This is a genomic window from Anabaena sp. UHCC 0187, from assembly GCF_009712035.1.
Classification (GTDB): Bacteria; Cyanobacteriota; Cyanobacteriia; order Cyanobacteriales; family Nostocaceae; genus Dolichospermum.
The window spans coordinates 1-16492 of the sequence record NZ_VILB01000015.1 but is presented as its reverse complement, the minus strand read 5'-3'; the positions used below and the strand labels follow the sequence as shown (position 1 = coordinate 16492).

Genomic DNA, 16492 nt, shown 5'->3' with positions numbered 1-16492 from the left:
AAGCAAAGAAAGATGTATTAAAATCTACAAACTGATTAGTAATGCTAAGTCTATAGATGACTTACCTGCTCTAAATTTGTTAGATTTTATTGTTTCATCATCTCAAGTCAATTCTTCAGTTTCTCAGCGATACAATATTGCCAGTCAAAATTCTAGATTATTCAAAATAGAACAATGTATTGAAAATACCTTGACTGCATCTAACCTCAATAAGAATGAGAAGCAGTTTATTAGAGGAATATATCAGTGTATCAGAGCAGGAGAAAACATAGCTGATTTTGAGATTCTAAATCGGCTTGACACCATTATTCAAAATGGTTCGCTGCCTAATGAACTTAAACAAGTATACTTTCGTCACAGTGTTACGGCTAGGGCAACTACTGCTGATTTATTTATAGTCAATCTAATTGATACTTTTTCTACTATCAACAATAGTATATACAAAGCTGAGATACTTACTACTTATTCTGCACTTAGAGATGGTAAGCAAGTTTCTGATCAAGCAAGTTTGAAATTATTAGATTCACTAATCTTGCATTCTCGTATACCAGATGATTGCAAAGTAATTTACAAGTTGATGCGTGAACCAGTAAGCAATCAGAACGAAAAGAAAAATGATGATATTCTCGCTAAAATTAAAACAGTCCGTGACTCACTAAAGAAAGCTGCTGGAATTGTCCCGACAGCTATACAAATTGCATCAACAACTGGAATGAAAGCAGGAACAGGAGTAGCTATAAGTACACTATCTGGAGGTGCAGCAACTAATGCAACTTTAGCTCTATTAGGTGGTGGCTCTGTAGCTGCGGGTGGTTTAGGAATGTTAGGAGGATTAGTAGTAGCAACAGGTGGAGCAGCCCTAATTGGTGCAGCAGCTTTAGTATCTGTTGCTTCTGTTGGAGAAATGGATGCTGAAGATAAAAAGAACTTAGGAATTGCCGCTGGAGTTGGAGTTGCAACCAGTGCGGCTACTGTTGGTACAGCTTGGGCTGCTATGAGTGCTTTTGGTGTTGCCAGTACAGGTACAGCAATTAGCACTCTATCAGGAGCAGCAGCTTATAGTGCGATTATGGCTGCTCTTGGTGGAGTTGGTGTCATGACTGGTGGTGCGGCTGTAATTGCTGCTGGTGCTGGTTTTGCAGCTTGGAAATTTTTCACAGGAGATAAGAATGATCCTAAGCGAATATTGAAACAATTGGAGGCTCAATTGTATTCCTGATTGTTTAAATCAGGCTCTTGCGTTAATAAGTTAACGTATCATCAATAATAATTAACTATTAAAGAGGGGTGGGTATTACTCACCCTTCTATTATTACTCTTGCGCTACAAGTTCTTTCGCCAAAAACTTCTCCAACTCAGTCAAAACATCAGCATCAAAAAAATCAGCAGTTTAGAAAATTTCCTCAAACTGCCGAAGAAAATGATACCCTAAACTTCCTCATTACTCAATCTTTGCAACAACTCTTCACGGGATAAATTACCCAAAGAAAGAAGTAACTGAGTGCGTTCAGAAATAGGAATATTAGCAATCTTTTCTACCAAACTAGATAACTCAGCATCTAAACTACCAAAACGCCCTTCCAGAAGAGAAGTTATCAAAGAAAGCTGTCCTTCCTGTTTTCCTTCTTGCTTCCAGTCTTCTATTTGTTGTAAATAAGCCGGTGATAAGTTCATAATTACTTCCTCTTCTTCCCTACTTAAATTATCTCTCAATTCTAAATTCTTGCGCCAGTCCGCTAAAATTTCTAACAAATTCTCTCGAAAAGGGTTATTTTCTGGTAACTCAGTTAACTCCTCCACTGCTCTTTTCTGTGTTCCTCCTTTCCCCAAAACTCTCAACCATAAGGTATCCTCAGTTTCTGGTAATTGATGAATCACAACTATTGCTGTTTTCAGGATATTCGGCAGAAAATAAACACCTTGAACCCAATCTTCTGCAATTTCAGTTGCACCTAAACCCGCAATCATCCGAGATGAAAAAGTTGGTGTTAAAATCCATAAAATCGGTAAATCTGATTCAGCAATATTTCTGTTTTCGCGTTTTGCCTTCCTAACTACATCACCATGAACGGCATATAATTTAAGTAAACAACTGCGAATTTCTATTTCTGATGGTGGGTTACGAAAAGGCTCAAATAAACATTGAGTTTTTGCCATCTTCCCTAATAAACCTAAAGGGAGATTTTCCTGAATTTGATCAGAAAATGGTTCAAACCAAACATCAATTTCTTGAACTTCGCTTTTAACCTTTTCGCTTTTTTTGATTGTTCCTAGAGGTGTTAATAATTCCTCTAGATATTCCTTGGCAAATTGGTCGTGAGATTGTCGAGTCATTTGATTATATCAAAAATAATGGTACAATATTCTTTATGAAAATCACTAATTAAGTAAATGAACGAACTATTAACTCGTATTACACAAATACCTGGTCAATGTGGGGGTCGTCCTTGCATTCGCGGCATGAGAATTAGAGTCAGTGATATTTTAGAAATGTTAGGGGAAAATGTCAGCGTTAGCGAAATTTTAGAAGACTTTCCTGATTTAGAACCGGAAGATATCCAAGCTTGTCTTGTGTTTGCTGCACGACGGACTGATTTTGTGCGGTTGACAGCATGAAAATTTGGATTGATGCACAGTTACCACCAACATTGGCAAGTTGGATAACAGATACTTTTGCTATAGAAGCATTTTCATTAAGAGATATTGGGTTACGTGACGCTAAAGATATAGAAATTTTTGAAGCTGCAAAAATCGCTAATGTCATCATCATGACGAAAGACAGTGATTTTGTTGATTTGGTTTGTCGGTTAGGAATCCCTCCTCAAATTCTTTGGTTAACTTGTGGAAATGTGACGAATCGCAATTTACGTCAACTTCTGACAATTACTTTACCTGATGCTTTGGAACAATTACCCCAAGGAGAAATGATTGTGGAAATTAGTAATAGTCAGTAAATAATTACTTTATCTTAAATAACTCTTTCATTAATTTCTTATCCATTTTGATAAGGCTTTTAGATTTATTTTGATTCCCAAAACTAAGGTTTTAGATCCCCGACTTCTTCAAGAAATCGGGGATCTGGTTGTTCACTAATTAACCTTGTGCTACAGGTTCTTTTGCCAAAAACTTCTCCAACTCAGTCAAAGCATCAGCATCAACCTTAGTCTGCATTGGACAGAACTTAGGACCACACATTGAACAAAACTCAGCGGTTTTATAGATATCTGCTGGTAAAGTTTCGTCGTGATATTCCTTCGCTCTTTCTGGGTCTAAAGATAACTCAAATTGACGATTCCAATCGAAATTATATCGAGCTTTAGAAAGTTCATCATCTCTATCTCTAGCACCAGGGCGATGTCTAGCAATATCCGCTGCATGAGCCGCAATTTTATAGGCAATTAAGCCATTCCGCACATCTTCAGCATCAGGTAAACCCAAATGTTCTTTAGGTGTCACATAACACAACATCGCTGTCCCATACCAGCCCGCCATAGCTGCTCCAATGGCTGAGGTAATATGGTCATAACCAGGAGCAATATCAGTTACCAAAGGACCGAGAACATAGAAAGGTGCTTCCGAACACTCTTCCATTTGTTTGCGGACATTGAACTCAATTTGATCCATAGGAACGTGGCCGGGACCTTCCACCATGACTTGGACATCATGTTCCCAAGCTTTGCGGGTGAGATTTCCTAGAGTTTTCAGTTCCGCCAACTGGGCTTCATCTGAGGCATCATGGGTACATCCTGGGCGCAGGGAGTCGCCTAAACTGAAAGAAACATCATATCTTTTAAAAATCTCAATGATGTCATTGAAATGAGTATACAGGGGGTTTTGTTTGTGGTGATGCAACATCCACCGCGCCAAAATTCCGCCACCACGAGAAACAATCCCTGTCAAGCGGTTTCTGACTAAAGGTAAATGTTCAATCAAAATTCCCGCGTGGATGGTTTGATAGTCTACCCCTTGCTGGGCGTGCTTTTCGATGATGTGGAGAAAATCGTCAGCGGTGAGATTTTCAATTGTGCCGTGAACGCTTTCTAAAGCTTGGTAAACTGGAACAGTCCCAATGGGAACAGGTGAAGCATTGATAATTGCGGTACGAATTTCATCTAAATTACCGCCACCTGTAGACAAATCCATCACGGTATCAGCACCGTATTTTACCGCTAGGTTGAGTTTATCAACTTCTTCCTGCAAGTTGGAAGAGTTGGGAGAAGCACCAATATTGGCGTTAACCTTACATTTAGAAGCGATACCAATGGCCATCGGTTCTAGATTTGTGTGATTAATATTCGCAGGGATAATCATCCGTCCCCGTGCCACTTCGGCGCGGATAAGTTCAGCAGGAAGATTTTCCCGCTTGGCTACATAATCCATTTCTTCAGTAATCACACCCTGACGGGCGTAGTACATTTGCGATACGTTAGCTTGTCCACGTCGCTTGGCTACCCATTCTGTCCGCATATTATATTCCTCAAATAAACAGCTTCCCTCCGCTGGTATTACCCAGACTCAGGTGTTAAGGGTTTGATCTCAGCTTGTTTTCCCAAGCACCCCTAGCATGGTGTAGATTGTAGCATTTTGGTGATGCTTGGGTTAATTTTGGGAATACTGTGTTTGAATGGATTATTATGAATACGAACCGCAGAGGCGCAGAGGACGCAGAGAGAAGAGAGTTAGGAGAGGAGATGAGTTGGCTTACAGGGGAGGTGATTGGGGCTGCAATTGAGGTACACCGGGTTTTGGGTCCTGGGTTTTTGGAGGAAGTGTATAAGGAGGCACTGGTTGTTGAATTTATGATTCGGGGTATACATCATGAGGTTGAGAAGTCAATAAGCTTGACATATAAAGGACATGATGTAGGTAGAGGCAGATTGGATTTTTTAGTTGCAGACTGTTTAGTTGTGGAATTAAAAGCTGTGCAAACCTTAGCCCCCATTCACGAAGCCCAACTTCTCTCCTACCTCAAAATAACCAAGCGCACTTTAGGACTCCTCATCAACTTTAACGTTCCCCTCCTCAAAGACGGCATCAAACGCATAGCCCTCTCTCTCTAACTCTTCCCTCCGCGAACTCTGCGCCTCTGCGGTTCGTTAATTCCCCCACAACCTGTTTGCAACCCAAATATCATATAAACCGTTTTTTATGGATTTTTGCAACTCTTAATCATTTATCCAGTCATTTTTGGGCTAGATATTGCTACACTGAATTTCATACAAAATCATAATTGTTGTCCCTTGCACCTTGTGAGAGCATAAGAATCAGCTTTCTGGTGTCATCAAAAAAAGAAAGATAAAAGAGCAAATCAAAACATGGTAGAATCCCTCAGAAAACCAGGCTTTGACGAAATCCGTTCTGGAGTCAAGTCCCCTGCGAAAGAAACCCTTTTAACACCAAGGTTTTACACAACCGATTTCGATGAAATGGCGCAGATGGATCTTTCCGTCAATGAAGAGGAATTAGAAGCTATTATCGCAGAATTCCGCATTGACTACAACCGCCATCACTTTGTTCGGGATGCTCAGTTTGAACAATCTTGGGACTCTATTGACGGAGAAACTCGCAAATTGTTCGTTGAATTTCTCGAACGTTCTTGTACAGCAGAATTTTCCGGCTTCTTGTTATACAAAGAACTCGGCCGTCGCTTAAAGGATAAAAGCCCTCTTTTAGCTGAAGGCTTTAACCTGATGTCACGGGATGAAGCCCGTCATGCTGGGTTCTTGAACAAAGCTATGTCAGACTTTAATCTTTCTTTAGATTTAGGATTTTTGACCAAGAGCCGTAGTTATACGTTCTTTAAGCCCAAATTCATCTTCTACGCTACCTATCTTTCTGAAAAGATTGGTTATTGGCGTTATATCACCATTTATCGTCATTTAGAAGCCCATCCTGAAGATCAAATTTATCCAATTTTCAACTTTTTTGAGAACTGGTGTCAGGATGAAAACCGTCACGGTGATTTCTTTGATGCGGTTATGAGAGCGCAGCCACAAATGTTGAATGACTGGAGAGCGAAACTATGGAGTCGCTTCTTCCTGTTGTCAGTATTTGCAACTATGTATCTCAATGATATTCAACGTAAGGATTTCTACGCTTCCTTGGGCTTGGATGCGCGAGAGTATGACATTCATGTAATTAAGAAGACCAATGAAACCGCTGGTAGAGTCTTCCCAGTTATGTTGGATGTTGAAAACCCAGCGTTTTATCAGCGTTTAGATGTTTGCGTCCAGAATAACGAAAAATTGGCAGCAATTTCTAGCTCTAATACTCCTAAATTCTTCCAATTCTTCCAAAAACTTCCAATTTATGTATCCCATGGTTGGCAGTTATTACAATTGTATCTGATGAAGCCCATTGATGCGGTTGCTACTCACGGTCAAGCTCGTTAATTTGAGTTTAGTTTTTTTCTTGAGGAGGTGGTTTTGTCTTGGACAGAGCCACTTTTTTTATAAATTTTTTCGCGCAGAGACGCTAAGGAGCAAAGACGCAAAGGGAAGAGTCGTAAGTTTAAGTAAGGAATTGTTTGTAAGTTTATATATCATGCACAAAAGTTTTAGATATCAATTACCGGTTCTGTTGACATTTTGTTTATTTACTAATTTATTACCTGCGACGGGTGCGGTTGTCTGTCCTACGGGTGTTAAAGAATTAAAAATAGCTGGTTATTATGATCGGGATGGCAGTAATGGCCGTAGCGGTAGAGATGGACGCAGCGGGACAAATCAGACGATAAATGCTGATGGTTCAGCGGTTAATCTTGACTTATCTGGGAAAGATGGTGAAGATGGCGAAGATGGTGAACCGGGTTCTCGTCCTAGTTGTCGAAATTATCGGGAGGAAGGACGAGATAATATCAATGCCCCCAATGGTGGTGATGGTGGTAGTGGTGGTGATGGTGGCAATGGTGGTTCTGGTGGCAATCTCACGGTCTATTATGGAAATTTGGCAGATTTAAAGAAAATTGCCGTTCGCGCTGTTGGTGGCGAAGGTGGACGGGGTGGACGGGGTGCTAGAGGTGCGGCAGGTTGTTCCTGTCGTCAGCGACGTTGGGAGCGAGAAAGTTGTACAGGAAACGCTGGTACTCCTAATCGTCGATGTACTCAAAAAGTTTATCGGTGTTACGATGGACGCGATGGCAGTGATGGTAGAGATGGACGTAATGGGACACCGGGCAGATTAGGAATTTTAAGTATAGTTAATGGCAAGGAAGCTTTAGCAGATGATAAACCAACTGCGGAAATAGGAATTTCTCAATTAGGAAATCAAGAATTTAATCTTTCTAAAAATAAATGGCAAATCCGTCAAGGGGCAAAGTCTTTGCTGGCGATTGGTTCTATAATTGCTGATGAATATCGAGAGTTTGAACGGCGTTTAGATGGAACTTTTAAGTTGGTTTGGTCCGAAAAACAGGCTATTACAAACTTTGCTAATCAATCTGTTAAACTCTCTTTAAATGATAACCAACAAATAGATATTGCTTTTCCTGAAAATCTCTGGGTTGATGGTACTGCTAAAACTATAGAAACTTTGACGGAGTACACTGTGAATCATGCTATTCCTAAAGAAGATGTCACCAAATTAGCTGTAGGTGAATTTGCTAATTCAGGACAAAATCTCAGTTTAAGAATAGTTGATTTAGCTGCTAAATCTGATGTAATCAATACTCAGTTTCGAGTCAAATATCGAGCGCAGGATAATTTTGATGATACTTTTAATGCTCCAACTTTATATGAAGGAGAAATTCCCGCAGATTTAGTGAGCCGTAGTTATAACAATTTTACCCTAGCTTTAGGTAAGTTGAAAATTCCTAGCCAAGCTTTAAATCCAGGGGTAAAGGTTGATATTGAAGTCGTCGCAATTCGTTCTTTAGGTGGTCGTTCTGCACAGCAAAAAATTAGTTGGCAAGGGGTAATTCGTAAACGGTGATATAGTAGGAATCAGGAGTCAGGATTAAAAGCATTATTTGTGTTTTAAACAACTGACAACTGACAACTAACAACTGACAACTGATCAATTATTTTCCCATATTGCGTTTGAGTTTTTCTAATTCATCTTGGGTTTCCCAATTGCGAAATGTATTTTCTAAGTCGTCAAAATTACTGTTAGAATTAGTAGCAGCATTCCAGCCTTGAGTTTCAGTTTCTAACCGTTGCTGGGTTTGTGCTTTGGTTCGGGCTGTTTGTGCTTCTGTTGCTTTAGTTTGTACTTCTTGACGACGTTGTTGAATTTTGTGAAGTAGTTGTTGGGATTGGCTAATGCGTTCTTTTAAACCTTGCATATGTCCCCACATTTGATTTCCTTCTCGCAATAGCGCTGCTTCTCTTTCTTGGGCTGGAGTAACTAAATCTTGTCTACCTGCGGCTTGGGCTTTTTGAATCCGAATATGCCATTTTTGGATTTCTTGGGCTGTGGAGAGAATTTCATCTTGCGATCGCTTCTCTTGCAATTGTAACTCGGCAATTAACTTTAATGTATCTTCTTCTTGTTCCCGCAGTTGTTCTAATAGTGCTTCTAACTCTAAATGAGGGTTATTTCGCAAGAATTCTTCTAAGCGACTTTCTAAAAACCGACTTAAATCATCAAATAAACTCACTGTTAAAACTCCAAATATCGGATATATGTCTATTTTATAACAGGGAATAGGCAACAAGGAACAGGGAACAGGGAAATTTCCTTCTTTCTTCTAACAACTAACAACTGACAAATTAAATTGGTGTTACCCAATATTTAATTCCTTGAACAATTTTTTGTTGTAATCCAAATTTAGGTAAATCTTCTTCACTCCAACCTAAATACGTCCAATGGGGAAGATCATTAACTACAGTTTGAAACCAGCCATTTTGATTTAAAGCCTGTCTTTGGGCTGATGTTGCTACTTGTAAATCAATTGCTAATCCCCACAAATGTTGTGATGTGCCTGGGGGTGCAACTAATCCGAGAATTTTTGTTTCTTTGCCGGTTTTTACTCGTGTTAATGTTTCGCTATTTGCGTATTTATTCCAAAATCTTAAATTAGTGGCAAAATTGCGAAGACAATCACCAGCATAACCTGATTTAAGAGCAATTCTTTCTAAAAGTTTGGCTTTATTTAAAGCTTCAGCGGCAGTTTTTTGTAAATAACATTCTTGAGTGCCATCTACTAAAGCTATACTGATTGTATCTTGAAAAGATTTTGTTTCTAATTCGTTCTCTAAAATAGTTTTTTGTGGTAATTTAATTCCCGATTTTTGATTAATAAATACTGTTCCATAGGAACGCAGTAACGTATATTCAAACGTATCTACTTGAGGAATTGTGGGGATTCTGTTGGCAATTGTTGCTAAAAAACGCTGTTGATCGTCTAATTGCTGATCAGGAATAAATAGTGTATTTACAGATGCTGTTGAATTATGACAAGGCACGCCAGACTTAGTTAAGCATTCTTTGACAATTTGAGGATTTGGTGTTAGCTGACTTTGGGAAATTTTGTGAGCGAAGACTAAGGTAACACTGACAAAAATAATTATAGTCACAAACGCTGCTATTTTCAGAATTAGTTTCACGAAAATATTACTTATTTTCAAAATTTCGATTTCATCATATCGCAAAATATTCTAAAATTTAGGACATTAAGGCACAATGCAAGGATTTAGATCCCCGGATTCTTAGAGAAGTAGGGGATCTTGTTTTTTGTAGCTTTAGATAAAATTCCTGTGTATAATTTGAGAATGAAGTTTATTTTTTAGCTCACAAATAGTTATATTAACAATCTTTGTACTTAATTCTTTTTAGCAAGATATGAATTTTAAAAACTCCCGGATACAAACTTTAGCTATCTATGGAATACTAGGAGTGATCGCTATAATCATGCTATTTCCATTGTTATGGTTAATCAGTACATCATTAAAATCACCGACGGAAAATATCTGGCAGTCACCACCGCAACTATTACCCAGTCAACCGACATTAGAAAACTTCTCTAAAGTTTGGCAATCTTTACCCTTTGGCACATATTTATACAACAGTATTCTTGTATCTGTATTAACCGTTGGCTTAAATTTGTTGTTTTGTTCCTTAGCGGCTTATCCCTTAGCTAGACTCTCATTTGTGGGCAGAAACGGAATTTTCATTGCTATTGTGACAACAATTATGATTCCCTTCCAAATTGTCATGATTCCTTTATATATTTTGACAGTGCAATTAGGATTGAGAAATACTTATTTAGGGGTAATTTTCCCTAGTTTAGCCTCTGCCTTTGGTATATTTTTGTTACGGCAAGCCCTGATAGGTGTGCCAAAAGAAATTGAAGAAGCTGCTCGCTTAGATGGGAGTTCTGAGTTAGGATTATGGTGGTACATAATGCTACCTGCCATTCGCCCAGCACTGATTACCCTGGCTATTTTTGTCTTTATTGGCGCTTGGAGCGACTTTTTGTGGCCTTTGATTGTCATCCAGGATGAAAGTTTATACACTCTCCCCTTGGGAGTTGCTAAGTTAGCGGGGACATTTTCTTTAGATTGGCGGTTGGTAGCTGCTGGTTCGGTAATTTCTATTACTCCAGTGTTAGTATTATTCTTGTTGTTACAGAAGTATATTGTCCCTACGGATACGGGGAGTGGAGTTAAGGGATAAAAATGCAGACAAAAAAAATCTCCAATTTAGAATTAGAACGGATAATTATTTCTGATCCGGTGGTATTGACGAGTGATACCCTTGCCATTAATGCAGTCAGATTAATGAGTCAGTCTCTCACTAAGGATGTAGTATCAGATACTCATCTCCAGAATGCGGAACAAGCCAGTTGTGTTCTTGTTCTAGATCAAGAACAGTTAATAGGCATTTTTACAAAACAAGATGCCATAAACTGTACAGCAATGGGAGTAAATTTAGAGCAAGTTACCCTAGCGGAGGTAATGATTAAATATCCAATTACCTTAAAAAAATCAGAATTCACAAATATTTTTGTGGTTCTAAATTTATTTCGTCAATATAAAATATGTCACTTAGTAGTCATAGATGATGAAGGTGGCTTACTAGGAATTATCAACCAAGCTAGTGTATTAAATACTATTGATCCACTAAAAATGTATGAAAAAAACAATTTTTTACGAGACAAGATTGATCAACTAGAAACTGAAAAAGCCGAAATTTTACAAAATCAAAATACTGAATTAGAAAGCCAAGTTCATGAACGGACTACGGAATTAATAGAGCAGATTAAGATAGATCACTTGCTGCTTATGCTCTCACAAAGAATTCGTAACTCTTTTGATTTAGATGTAATTTTACAAACTGCTGTTTCCGAAATTCAAGAATATTTGCAAATAGATCGGGTGATTATCTATGAATTTAACAGAGAATGGAGTGGTAAAGTTGTTGCTGAAGCACTAAGAACAGAAGAAGCTTCTTTGTTAGGTGTTATTCTCCATGATCCTTGTTTTGCCCCTGATTGGGTTGACCATTATATGAATGGTCGGGTGCGAAAAATTCATGATATTTATGATTGTCAGTTGTCTCCTTGTCATATTGAATTATTAGCAACAAATCATATCCGTGCCAACCTAGTTGTACCAATTGTTTATCAAAATCAATTATGGGGATTAATCGGCGCTCATCAAGTTTCCCAACCCCGAATTTGGCAATCTTTAGAAGTTGATTTGCTAGAAAAGTTATCTATTCAATTAGCGATCGCTATTCAACAATCCCAACTTTATCAACAAGCCCAAAAAGAATTAAAAGAGCGAATTGCCGCACAAGCAAAACTCAAAAAACTGAACCAAAAATTAGAATTGCGAGTGATTGAACGTACCGAAGAATTACATCAAAGTCAAGAATATCTACGTCAAATCACCGAAAATATTGACAGTGTTTTCTGGATAAAAAGTATAGAAGAAGGTCAACTTCTCTATGTTTCACAAGCCTATCAGAAAATTTGGGGATATTCATGTCGGGAACTCTATCAATCATCCCAAAAATGGGTAGATTCTATTCATCCAGAAGATATGCCGCGCATTCTTGCAGTTTTACCCAAGCAAATTGATGGTGGGTATAATGAACAATATCGCATAATTCGCAGCGATGGAGAAATCCGCTGGATTTATGATCGAGCTTTTCCTATTCGGGATCAAGAAGGCAATATTTACCGGATTGCGGGGATTGCTGAAGATATTACCCGCAGAAAACAGATTGAAGAAAAACTGAAATTGCAAGAGCGAGCGATCGCTGCCAGCAATAATGGTATTATTATTGTTGATGCTAGAGAAATTGAAAAAAAGACAATTTTTGTTAATACTGCTTTTGAAAAAATTACAGGCTATTCAGCACAGGAAGTAATTGGACAAAACTGTCGGTTTCTTCAAGGACATGATCGACAACAACGAGGGTTAAGGGAAATTCGTACTGCGATACAAAATAAAAAAAGTTGTAATGTTATCCTCCGTAATTATCGTAAAGATGGTAGTTTGTTTTGGAATGAACTGAGCATTTCTCCCATTTTTGATGATCAAGGAAATCTGACTCATTTCATCGGGATTCAAAACGATGTAACTTCCCGTAAACAAGCTGAAGAACAACTAAAATCTTCTCTAAAAGAAAAAGAAATCTTACTCAAAGAAGTTCATCATCGCGTGAAAAATAATCTTTTAGTAGTATCTAGTCTTTTAGATTGGCAAGCTGACTATATTACAGATCCAGCAGCTATCAAGATTTTTGAACAAAGTCAATATCGGATTCAATCAATGGCACTTATCCATGAAAAACTCTATCAATCTAAAAATATAGCTGAAATTGATTTAAGTGAATATTTAGAAAATCTTGCTAAACAGTTAGAATCTTCCTTGAACTCAGACTATCACAGAATTACCATTAACTTTGATCTGCATCCCATTTTCTTGAATATCGAAACCGCTACTCCTTGCGGTTTAATTGTCAATGAATTAATTGCCAATGTCTTTGAACACGCTTTCCCAAATCAGGCATCAGGACAAATATGGTTAAGAGTAAAACAAAGTGATCAAAAGCAAGTCACTATCACTATTGAAGATAATGGTATAGGTTTACCCGCAGATTTAGATTTTCAGAATACAGAATCTTTAGGTTTACAGTTAGTTTGTTTATTAACTAAACAGTTAGAAGGAGAAATTACAGTCAGTAGCGATTATGGCACTAAATTTGTGTTAACTTTTTCAGAACTACGTTATCAAAAGAGAATTGAAAATTATGACCAGCGTTAAAATTTTAATTGTTGAAGATGAACTTTTGATTGCTAATAATTTAGCTAGAAAGTTGACTAAGTTAGGATATGAAATTGTAGAAATTGTTTCTTCAGGAGAAAATGCTATTCGGATAGCTGGAGAAAAAAAGCCTGACTTAGTGCTGATGGATATTGTCATTAAAGGTGACATGGATGGTATACAAGCTGCTGCTCAAATAGCTAAAAAATATGGGATTCCGGTTATTTATTTAACTGCCTATGCTGATATTGAAACACTAAATAGAGCTAAAGAGACAACTCCTTTTGGTTATATTCTTAAACCATTTAAGGATAGAGAATTACAAGTAACAATTGAAATTGCTCTGCAAAAGTACCAAGCTGATTTAGAGCAAAAAAGACAGTACATGGAAGAACTTAAGGGGGTTGAGCAAAAATTCAGCCAAGTTCAAAAATTTGATCCTCTTACTAAGTTGTTAAATCGTCATGGTTTACAGGAGGAGTTTGATCAACAAGTAGAAGAATTTATTCATAATCTGATTCAGCCTAAAGAAACATCACCAAGTTATTTTCCCTACCTTCCTCTTTTTTGTTTAAGTTTTGATCGTCTAGAAAGACTTTATCAATCTCTTGATCCAGCAAACAGCGATTTACTCATCCTGACATTAACAGAAAGGTTAAAATCAGTAATTGCAGAAAATGGTATTGTTGCTCGAATTAATAGTAATGAGTTTATCATTGTTGCCAGAGCCATAGAATATCGTACCCAAGCAGTTGCTATAGCTCAATCTTTGCTACAAAGTATCTCTGATCCAATTCTAATTAATAGCCAAGAAATATTTATTACTGCTAGTATAGGATGTGCATTTTACTATCATCCTTACCATCTAGAAACCTTATTGCAACATTGTCGTCTTGTCATCACCAAAGTCCAAAAAAGTGGCGGTAATGCCTATGAATTCTATAACCATAATCTAGATAATACTACTGCAAGCAAACAAATCCCTTGGGAATCAGATTTGCACCACGCATTAGAATTTAATCAATTTCAGTTATACTTTCAACCCATAGTCAATATCAAAACTGGCGAAATTGTCTCTGCTGAAGCTTTAATTAGGTGGTTACATCCTAAACATGGAATGATCCTTCCTAAAGATTTTATTCCCATAGCTGAACAACAAGGTTTAATGATTGAACTTGGTAAATGGGTATTTAGAAATGCCTTGAGATGTCTAGTAGATCGGAAAAATGCTGGACTACCAATGATAAAAATTTCTGTGAATCTGGCTGCGCGTCAATTATCTTATCCCGCACTATCTCAAGAACTGACTAATATATTAATTGAGCAAAAGGTCAGTGCTAAATTCATTTCTCTAGAAGTGGATGAAAGCATTTTTGAAGAAGATAGCAACTTAAATGTCCGTCGTCTGCGCTTAATTAAAGCCTTGGGATTTGAAATAACTCTTGATAGTTTTGGTAGTGATAAATCATCATTAAACTATCTGAGTAAGTTTCCATTTGATACGGTAAAAATGGATAGCTCCCTGGCGAAAAATTTAAAACTGACACCAGCAAATGAAACCATTGTTGCTAGTATTATTGATTTAGCCCGAAAATTGAATATGGAAATTGTTGCTAAAGGAGTAGAAAGAAAAAATGAACTCCAATTTTTCTACGAGCATCAATGTTATCATATCCAGGGTAATCTCTTTAGTCGCCCTATTCCGGCATCAGAATTTATAAGTTTAGCCAATGTCTTGGCAATTCCTAGCATTTAGATGAAGATAGAAAGAGTCAGGAGAAAGATAGAAGCAGGAAGATAGAAGGAGTTGAAAATAAATGCAACCTGCGAGAACATTTGAAGATTTAATAGTTTGGCAAAAAGCACATCAATTTGTGTTAAGGATATATCAATTAACTGCAAATTTTCCCAAATCAGAAATATATGGACTTACTTCTCAGTTTAGACGCGCAGCAGTTTCTATTCCTGCAAATATCGCTGAAGGATTTAAGAAAAAAGGAAATATAGATAAAGTAAGATTTATGAATATTGCACAAGCTTCTTTAGAAGAATGTAGATACTATCTTATTCTCACAAATGATTTAGGCTATGGTGATACATCAGAATTAATGTTAAAACTCCAAGAAGTTAGTAGATTATAGGACTTACGCATTGACAGAATAACAAAATAATGCATTGATAAATAAGGGTCGTCTAGTAATGAGTATGGGAGAATGAGAGAAATTACTAAACCCTCGACAGCACAATGCAATCTAGACATCTACACCTTATTTTTGCTGTCAGAGCCAAAGTATGGAGGGTGCAGTAGGTTAGCCGAGATATTGGGAGATGTTTCACATGATAGTGTAAACCGCTTTTTATTGAGAGAGAGATACGAACCCAAAGATTTATTCAGCATAATAGAGAAAATCATCAACTTGGTAGGAGGGATATTAAGTGTAGACGATACAGTCATAGAAAAGATTTACAGCGATCCTAAAAATGCGGAATTAATCAGTTATTTTTGGTCAGGGAAAGCTCATAAAACTATTATCGGCTTAAATTTAATCACTTTATATTACAGTGACATTAGTGGTAATTCAGTACCAATTAATTACAGAATATATGATAAAAAGGACGGAAAAACAAAAAACGATTATTTTAGAGAAATGGTGAGTGAAATAATAAGCTGGGGAGTTAAACCCAGAATGGTAACAGGAGATAGTTGGTATTCTGGAGTAGAAAACTTGAAATTTCTAAAAAACCAGAAATTGGGTTTCCTATTCGGAATTGAAAAAAATAGAACTGTTTCAAATGAGCCACACAAGTATTGTCAGGTAAGCACTCTGGATATTCCAGACGAAGGATTAAGGACTCATCTGAAAGAATTTGGATTTATAAAGTTGTTTAGGAAAGACTTTAAAAAAGAAGACTCTAGACATTATATTTTATATCTGCCAGATGAGGAGAAAATTCAAGACATAAGCAGAAGTACCTTCATCACAATTCATGATACTCATTGGGGTATTGAAACCTTTCATCGTGCTATAAAACAAGTATGTGGAATTTGTCGATTCATGGTTAGAGATACCTATGCAATCAAAACTCACATATTTTGTTCACTTCAAGCATTTGTGAAATTAGAGTTTATGCGTTCTGAAAATATAATTAGCAATTGGTATGAAGTACAGAGGAATCTGTTTACTTCTGTTGTCCGTGAGCATATTTTTGCTAACCTTCGCAAGGATGCCATTGTCTAGACTACATAAATGATGTTTTTTGTCAATGCGTAAGTCCTA

The 16492-nt window shown here is 37.3% G+C and carries 14 protein-coding genes, 1 pseudogene and 1 riboswitch; of the genes and pseudogenes, 11 read left to right on the top strand and 4 right to left on the bottom strand.

What is annotated here, in order from left to right:
• Positions 1-1219: pseudogene (locus tag FJR11_RS18700) on the top strand (hypothetical protein); the annotation flags it as partial.
• Between the two features lie 209 nt (positions 1220-1428).
• On the opposite strand, the gene FJR11_RS18695 reads toward FJR11_RS18700, so the two are convergent.
• Positions 1429-2334, bottom strand: a complete 906-nt coding sequence (locus tag FJR11_RS18695) for a DUF4351 domain-containing protein (protein WP_168506418.1) — start codon at positions 2332-2334, stop codon at positions 1429-1431.
• Positions 2335-2391: 57 nt separating this feature from the next.
• Between FJR11_RS18695 and FJR11_RS18690 the strand changes: the two genes are divergently transcribed.
• Both FJR11_RS18690 and FJR11_RS18685 read left to right on the top strand, forming a co-directional pair.
• A complete protein-coding gene (locus FJR11_RS18690) occupies positions 2392-2616 on the top strand; it encodes a DUF433 domain-containing protein (protein ID WP_168506415.1) in 225 nt (74 codons plus the stop codon).
• Positions 2613-2954 carry a DUF5615 family PIN-like protein gene (locus FJR11_RS18685; protein WP_168506413.1) on the top strand — a complete coding sequence of 114 codons (342 nt, stop codon included), beginning with the start codon at positions 2613-2615 and terminating at the stop codon, positions 2952-2954. The genes FJR11_RS18690 and FJR11_RS18685 overlap by 4 nt, the downstream gene beginning before the upstream one ends.
• Positions 2955-3093: 139 nt before the next feature.
• On the opposite strand, the gene thiC is transcribed toward FJR11_RS18685, so the two are convergent.
• Positions 3094-4467, bottom strand: a complete 1374-nt coding sequence (gene thiC, locus FJR11_RS18680) for a phosphomethylpyrimidine synthase (protein ID WP_168506411.1) — start codon at positions 4465-4467, stop codon at positions 3094-3096.
• 7 nt (positions 4468-4474) lie between these two features.
• Positions 4475-4571: riboswitch (TPP riboswitch) on the bottom strand.
• A 63-nt stretch (positions 4572-4634) separates the two neighbouring features.
• On the opposite strand from thiC, the gene FJR11_RS18675 reads away from it, so the two are divergent.
• From FJR11_RS18675 to FJR11_RS18665, 3 genes are all read left to right on the top strand, one after another.
• On the top strand, positions 4635-5060 hold the full coding sequence (locus FJR11_RS18675) for a GxxExxY protein (RefSeq protein ID WP_168506409.1): 426 nt from the start codon (positions 4635-4637) through the stop codon (positions 5058-5060).
• Positions 5061-5315: 255 nt separating this feature from the next.
• Positions 5316-6392, top strand: coding sequence for a magnesium-protoporphyrin IX monomethyl ester (oxidative) cyclase (gene acsF, locus FJR11_RS18670; protein ID WP_168506407.1), 1077 nt, complete (start codon positions 5316-5318; stop codon positions 6390-6392).
• Between the two features lie 151 nt (positions 6393-6543).
• Positions 6544-7929 (top strand): collagen-like protein, encoded by a 1386-nt coding sequence (locus FJR11_RS18665; protein ID WP_168506405.1) that lies wholly within the window; start codon positions 6544-6546, stop codon positions 7927-7929.
• A gap of 88 nt (positions 7930-8017) precedes the next feature.
• Here the strand turns inward: FJR11_RS18665 and FJR11_RS18660 are convergent, their stop codons facing one another.
• Both FJR11_RS18660 and FJR11_RS18655 read right to left on the bottom strand, forming a co-directional pair.
• Positions 8018-8596 carry a TIGR04376 family protein gene (locus FJR11_RS18660; protein WP_168506403.1) on the bottom strand — a complete coding sequence of 193 codons (579 nt, stop codon included), beginning with the start codon at positions 8594-8596 and terminating at the stop codon, positions 8018-8020.
• A 112-nt stretch (positions 8597-8708) separates the two neighbouring features.
• Positions 8709-9545 carry a M15 family metallopeptidase gene (locus tag FJR11_RS18655; protein WP_168506401.1) on the bottom strand — a complete coding sequence of 279 codons (837 nt, stop codon included), beginning with the start codon at positions 9543-9545 and terminating at the stop codon, positions 8709-8711.
• 235 nt (positions 9546-9780) lie between these two features.
• On the opposite strand from FJR11_RS18655, the gene FJR11_RS18650 reads away from it, so the two are divergent.
• The 5 genes from FJR11_RS18650 (at position 9781) to FJR11_RS18630 (ending at position 16453) form a co-directional block, all read left to right on the top strand.
• Complete coding sequence (locus tag FJR11_RS18650; RefSeq protein ID WP_168506399.1) at positions 9781-10614, top strand: carbohydrate ABC transporter permease; 834 nt, start codon at positions 9781-9783, stop codon at positions 10612-10614.
• 2 nt (positions 10615-10616) lie between these two features.
• Positions 10617-13214: a PAS domain S-box protein gene (locus FJR11_RS18645; RefSeq protein ID WP_168506397.1), complete on the top strand. Its 2598-nt coding sequence runs from the start codon at positions 10617-10619 to the stop codon at positions 13212-13214.
• The gene (locus tag FJR11_RS18640) at positions 13201-14970 is read left to right on the top strand and encodes an EAL domain-containing protein (protein ID WP_168506395.1); all 1770 of its coding nucleotides are present in this window, start codon (positions 13201-13203) and stop codon (positions 14968-14970) included. The genes FJR11_RS18645 and FJR11_RS18640 overlap by 14 nt, the downstream gene beginning before the upstream one ends.
• Positions 14971-15031: 61 nt before the next feature.
• On the top strand, positions 15032-15355 hold the full coding sequence (locus FJR11_RS18635) for a four helix bundle protein (RefSeq protein WP_168506394.1): 324 nt from the start codon (positions 15032-15034) through the stop codon (positions 15353-15355).
• 132 nt (positions 15356-15487) lie between these two features.
• A complete protein-coding gene (locus tag FJR11_RS18630) occupies positions 15488-16453 on the top strand; it encodes a transposase (protein WP_168506420.1) in 966 nt (321 codons plus the stop codon).
• Positions 16454-16492: the final 39 nt, after the last annotated feature.

Bases quoted from the DNA above. Each gene is read 5' to 3' on its own strand.
- FJR11_RS18690 (WP_168506415.1), top strand. From the start codon at position 2,392: ATGAACGAACTATTAACTCGTATTACACAAATACCTGGTCAATGTGGG.
- FJR11_RS18695 (WP_168506418.1), bottom strand. From the start codon at position 2,334: ATGACTCGACAATCTCACGACCAATTTGCCAAGGAATATCTAGAGGAA.
- FJR11_RS18645 (WP_168506397.1), top strand. From the start codon at position 10,617: ATGCAGACAAAAAAAATCTCCAATTTAGAATTAGAACGGATAATTATT.
- FJR11_RS18640 (WP_168506395.1), top strand. From the start codon at position 13,201: ATGACCAGCGTTAAAATTTTAATTGTTGAAGATGAACTTTTGATTGCT.
- FJR11_RS18675 (WP_168506409.1), top strand. From the start codon at position 4,635: ATGAATACGAACCGCAGAGGCGCAGAGGACGCAGAGAGAAGAGAGTTA.
- thiC (WP_168506411.1), bottom strand. From the start codon at position 4,467: ATGCGGACAGAATGGGTAGCCAAGCGACGTGGACAAGCTAACGTATCG.
- FJR11_RS18665 (WP_168506405.1), top strand. From the start codon at position 6,544: ATGCACAAAAGTTTTAGATATCAATTACCGGTTCTGTTGACATTTTGT.
- acsF (WP_168506407.1), top strand. From the start codon at position 5,316: ATGGTAGAATCCCTCAGAAAACCAGGCTTTGACGAAATCCGTTCTGGA.
- FJR11_RS18635 (WP_168506394.1), top strand. From the start codon at position 15,032: ATGCAACCTGCGAGAACATTTGAAGATTTAATAGTTTGGCAAAAAGCA.
- FJR11_RS18685 (WP_168506413.1), top strand. From the start codon at position 2,613: ATGAAAATTTGGATTGATGCACAGTTACCACCAACATTGGCAAGTTGG.
- FJR11_RS18650 (WP_168506399.1), top strand. From the start codon at position 9,781: ATGAATTTTAAAAACTCCCGGATACAAACTTTAGCTATCTATGGAATA.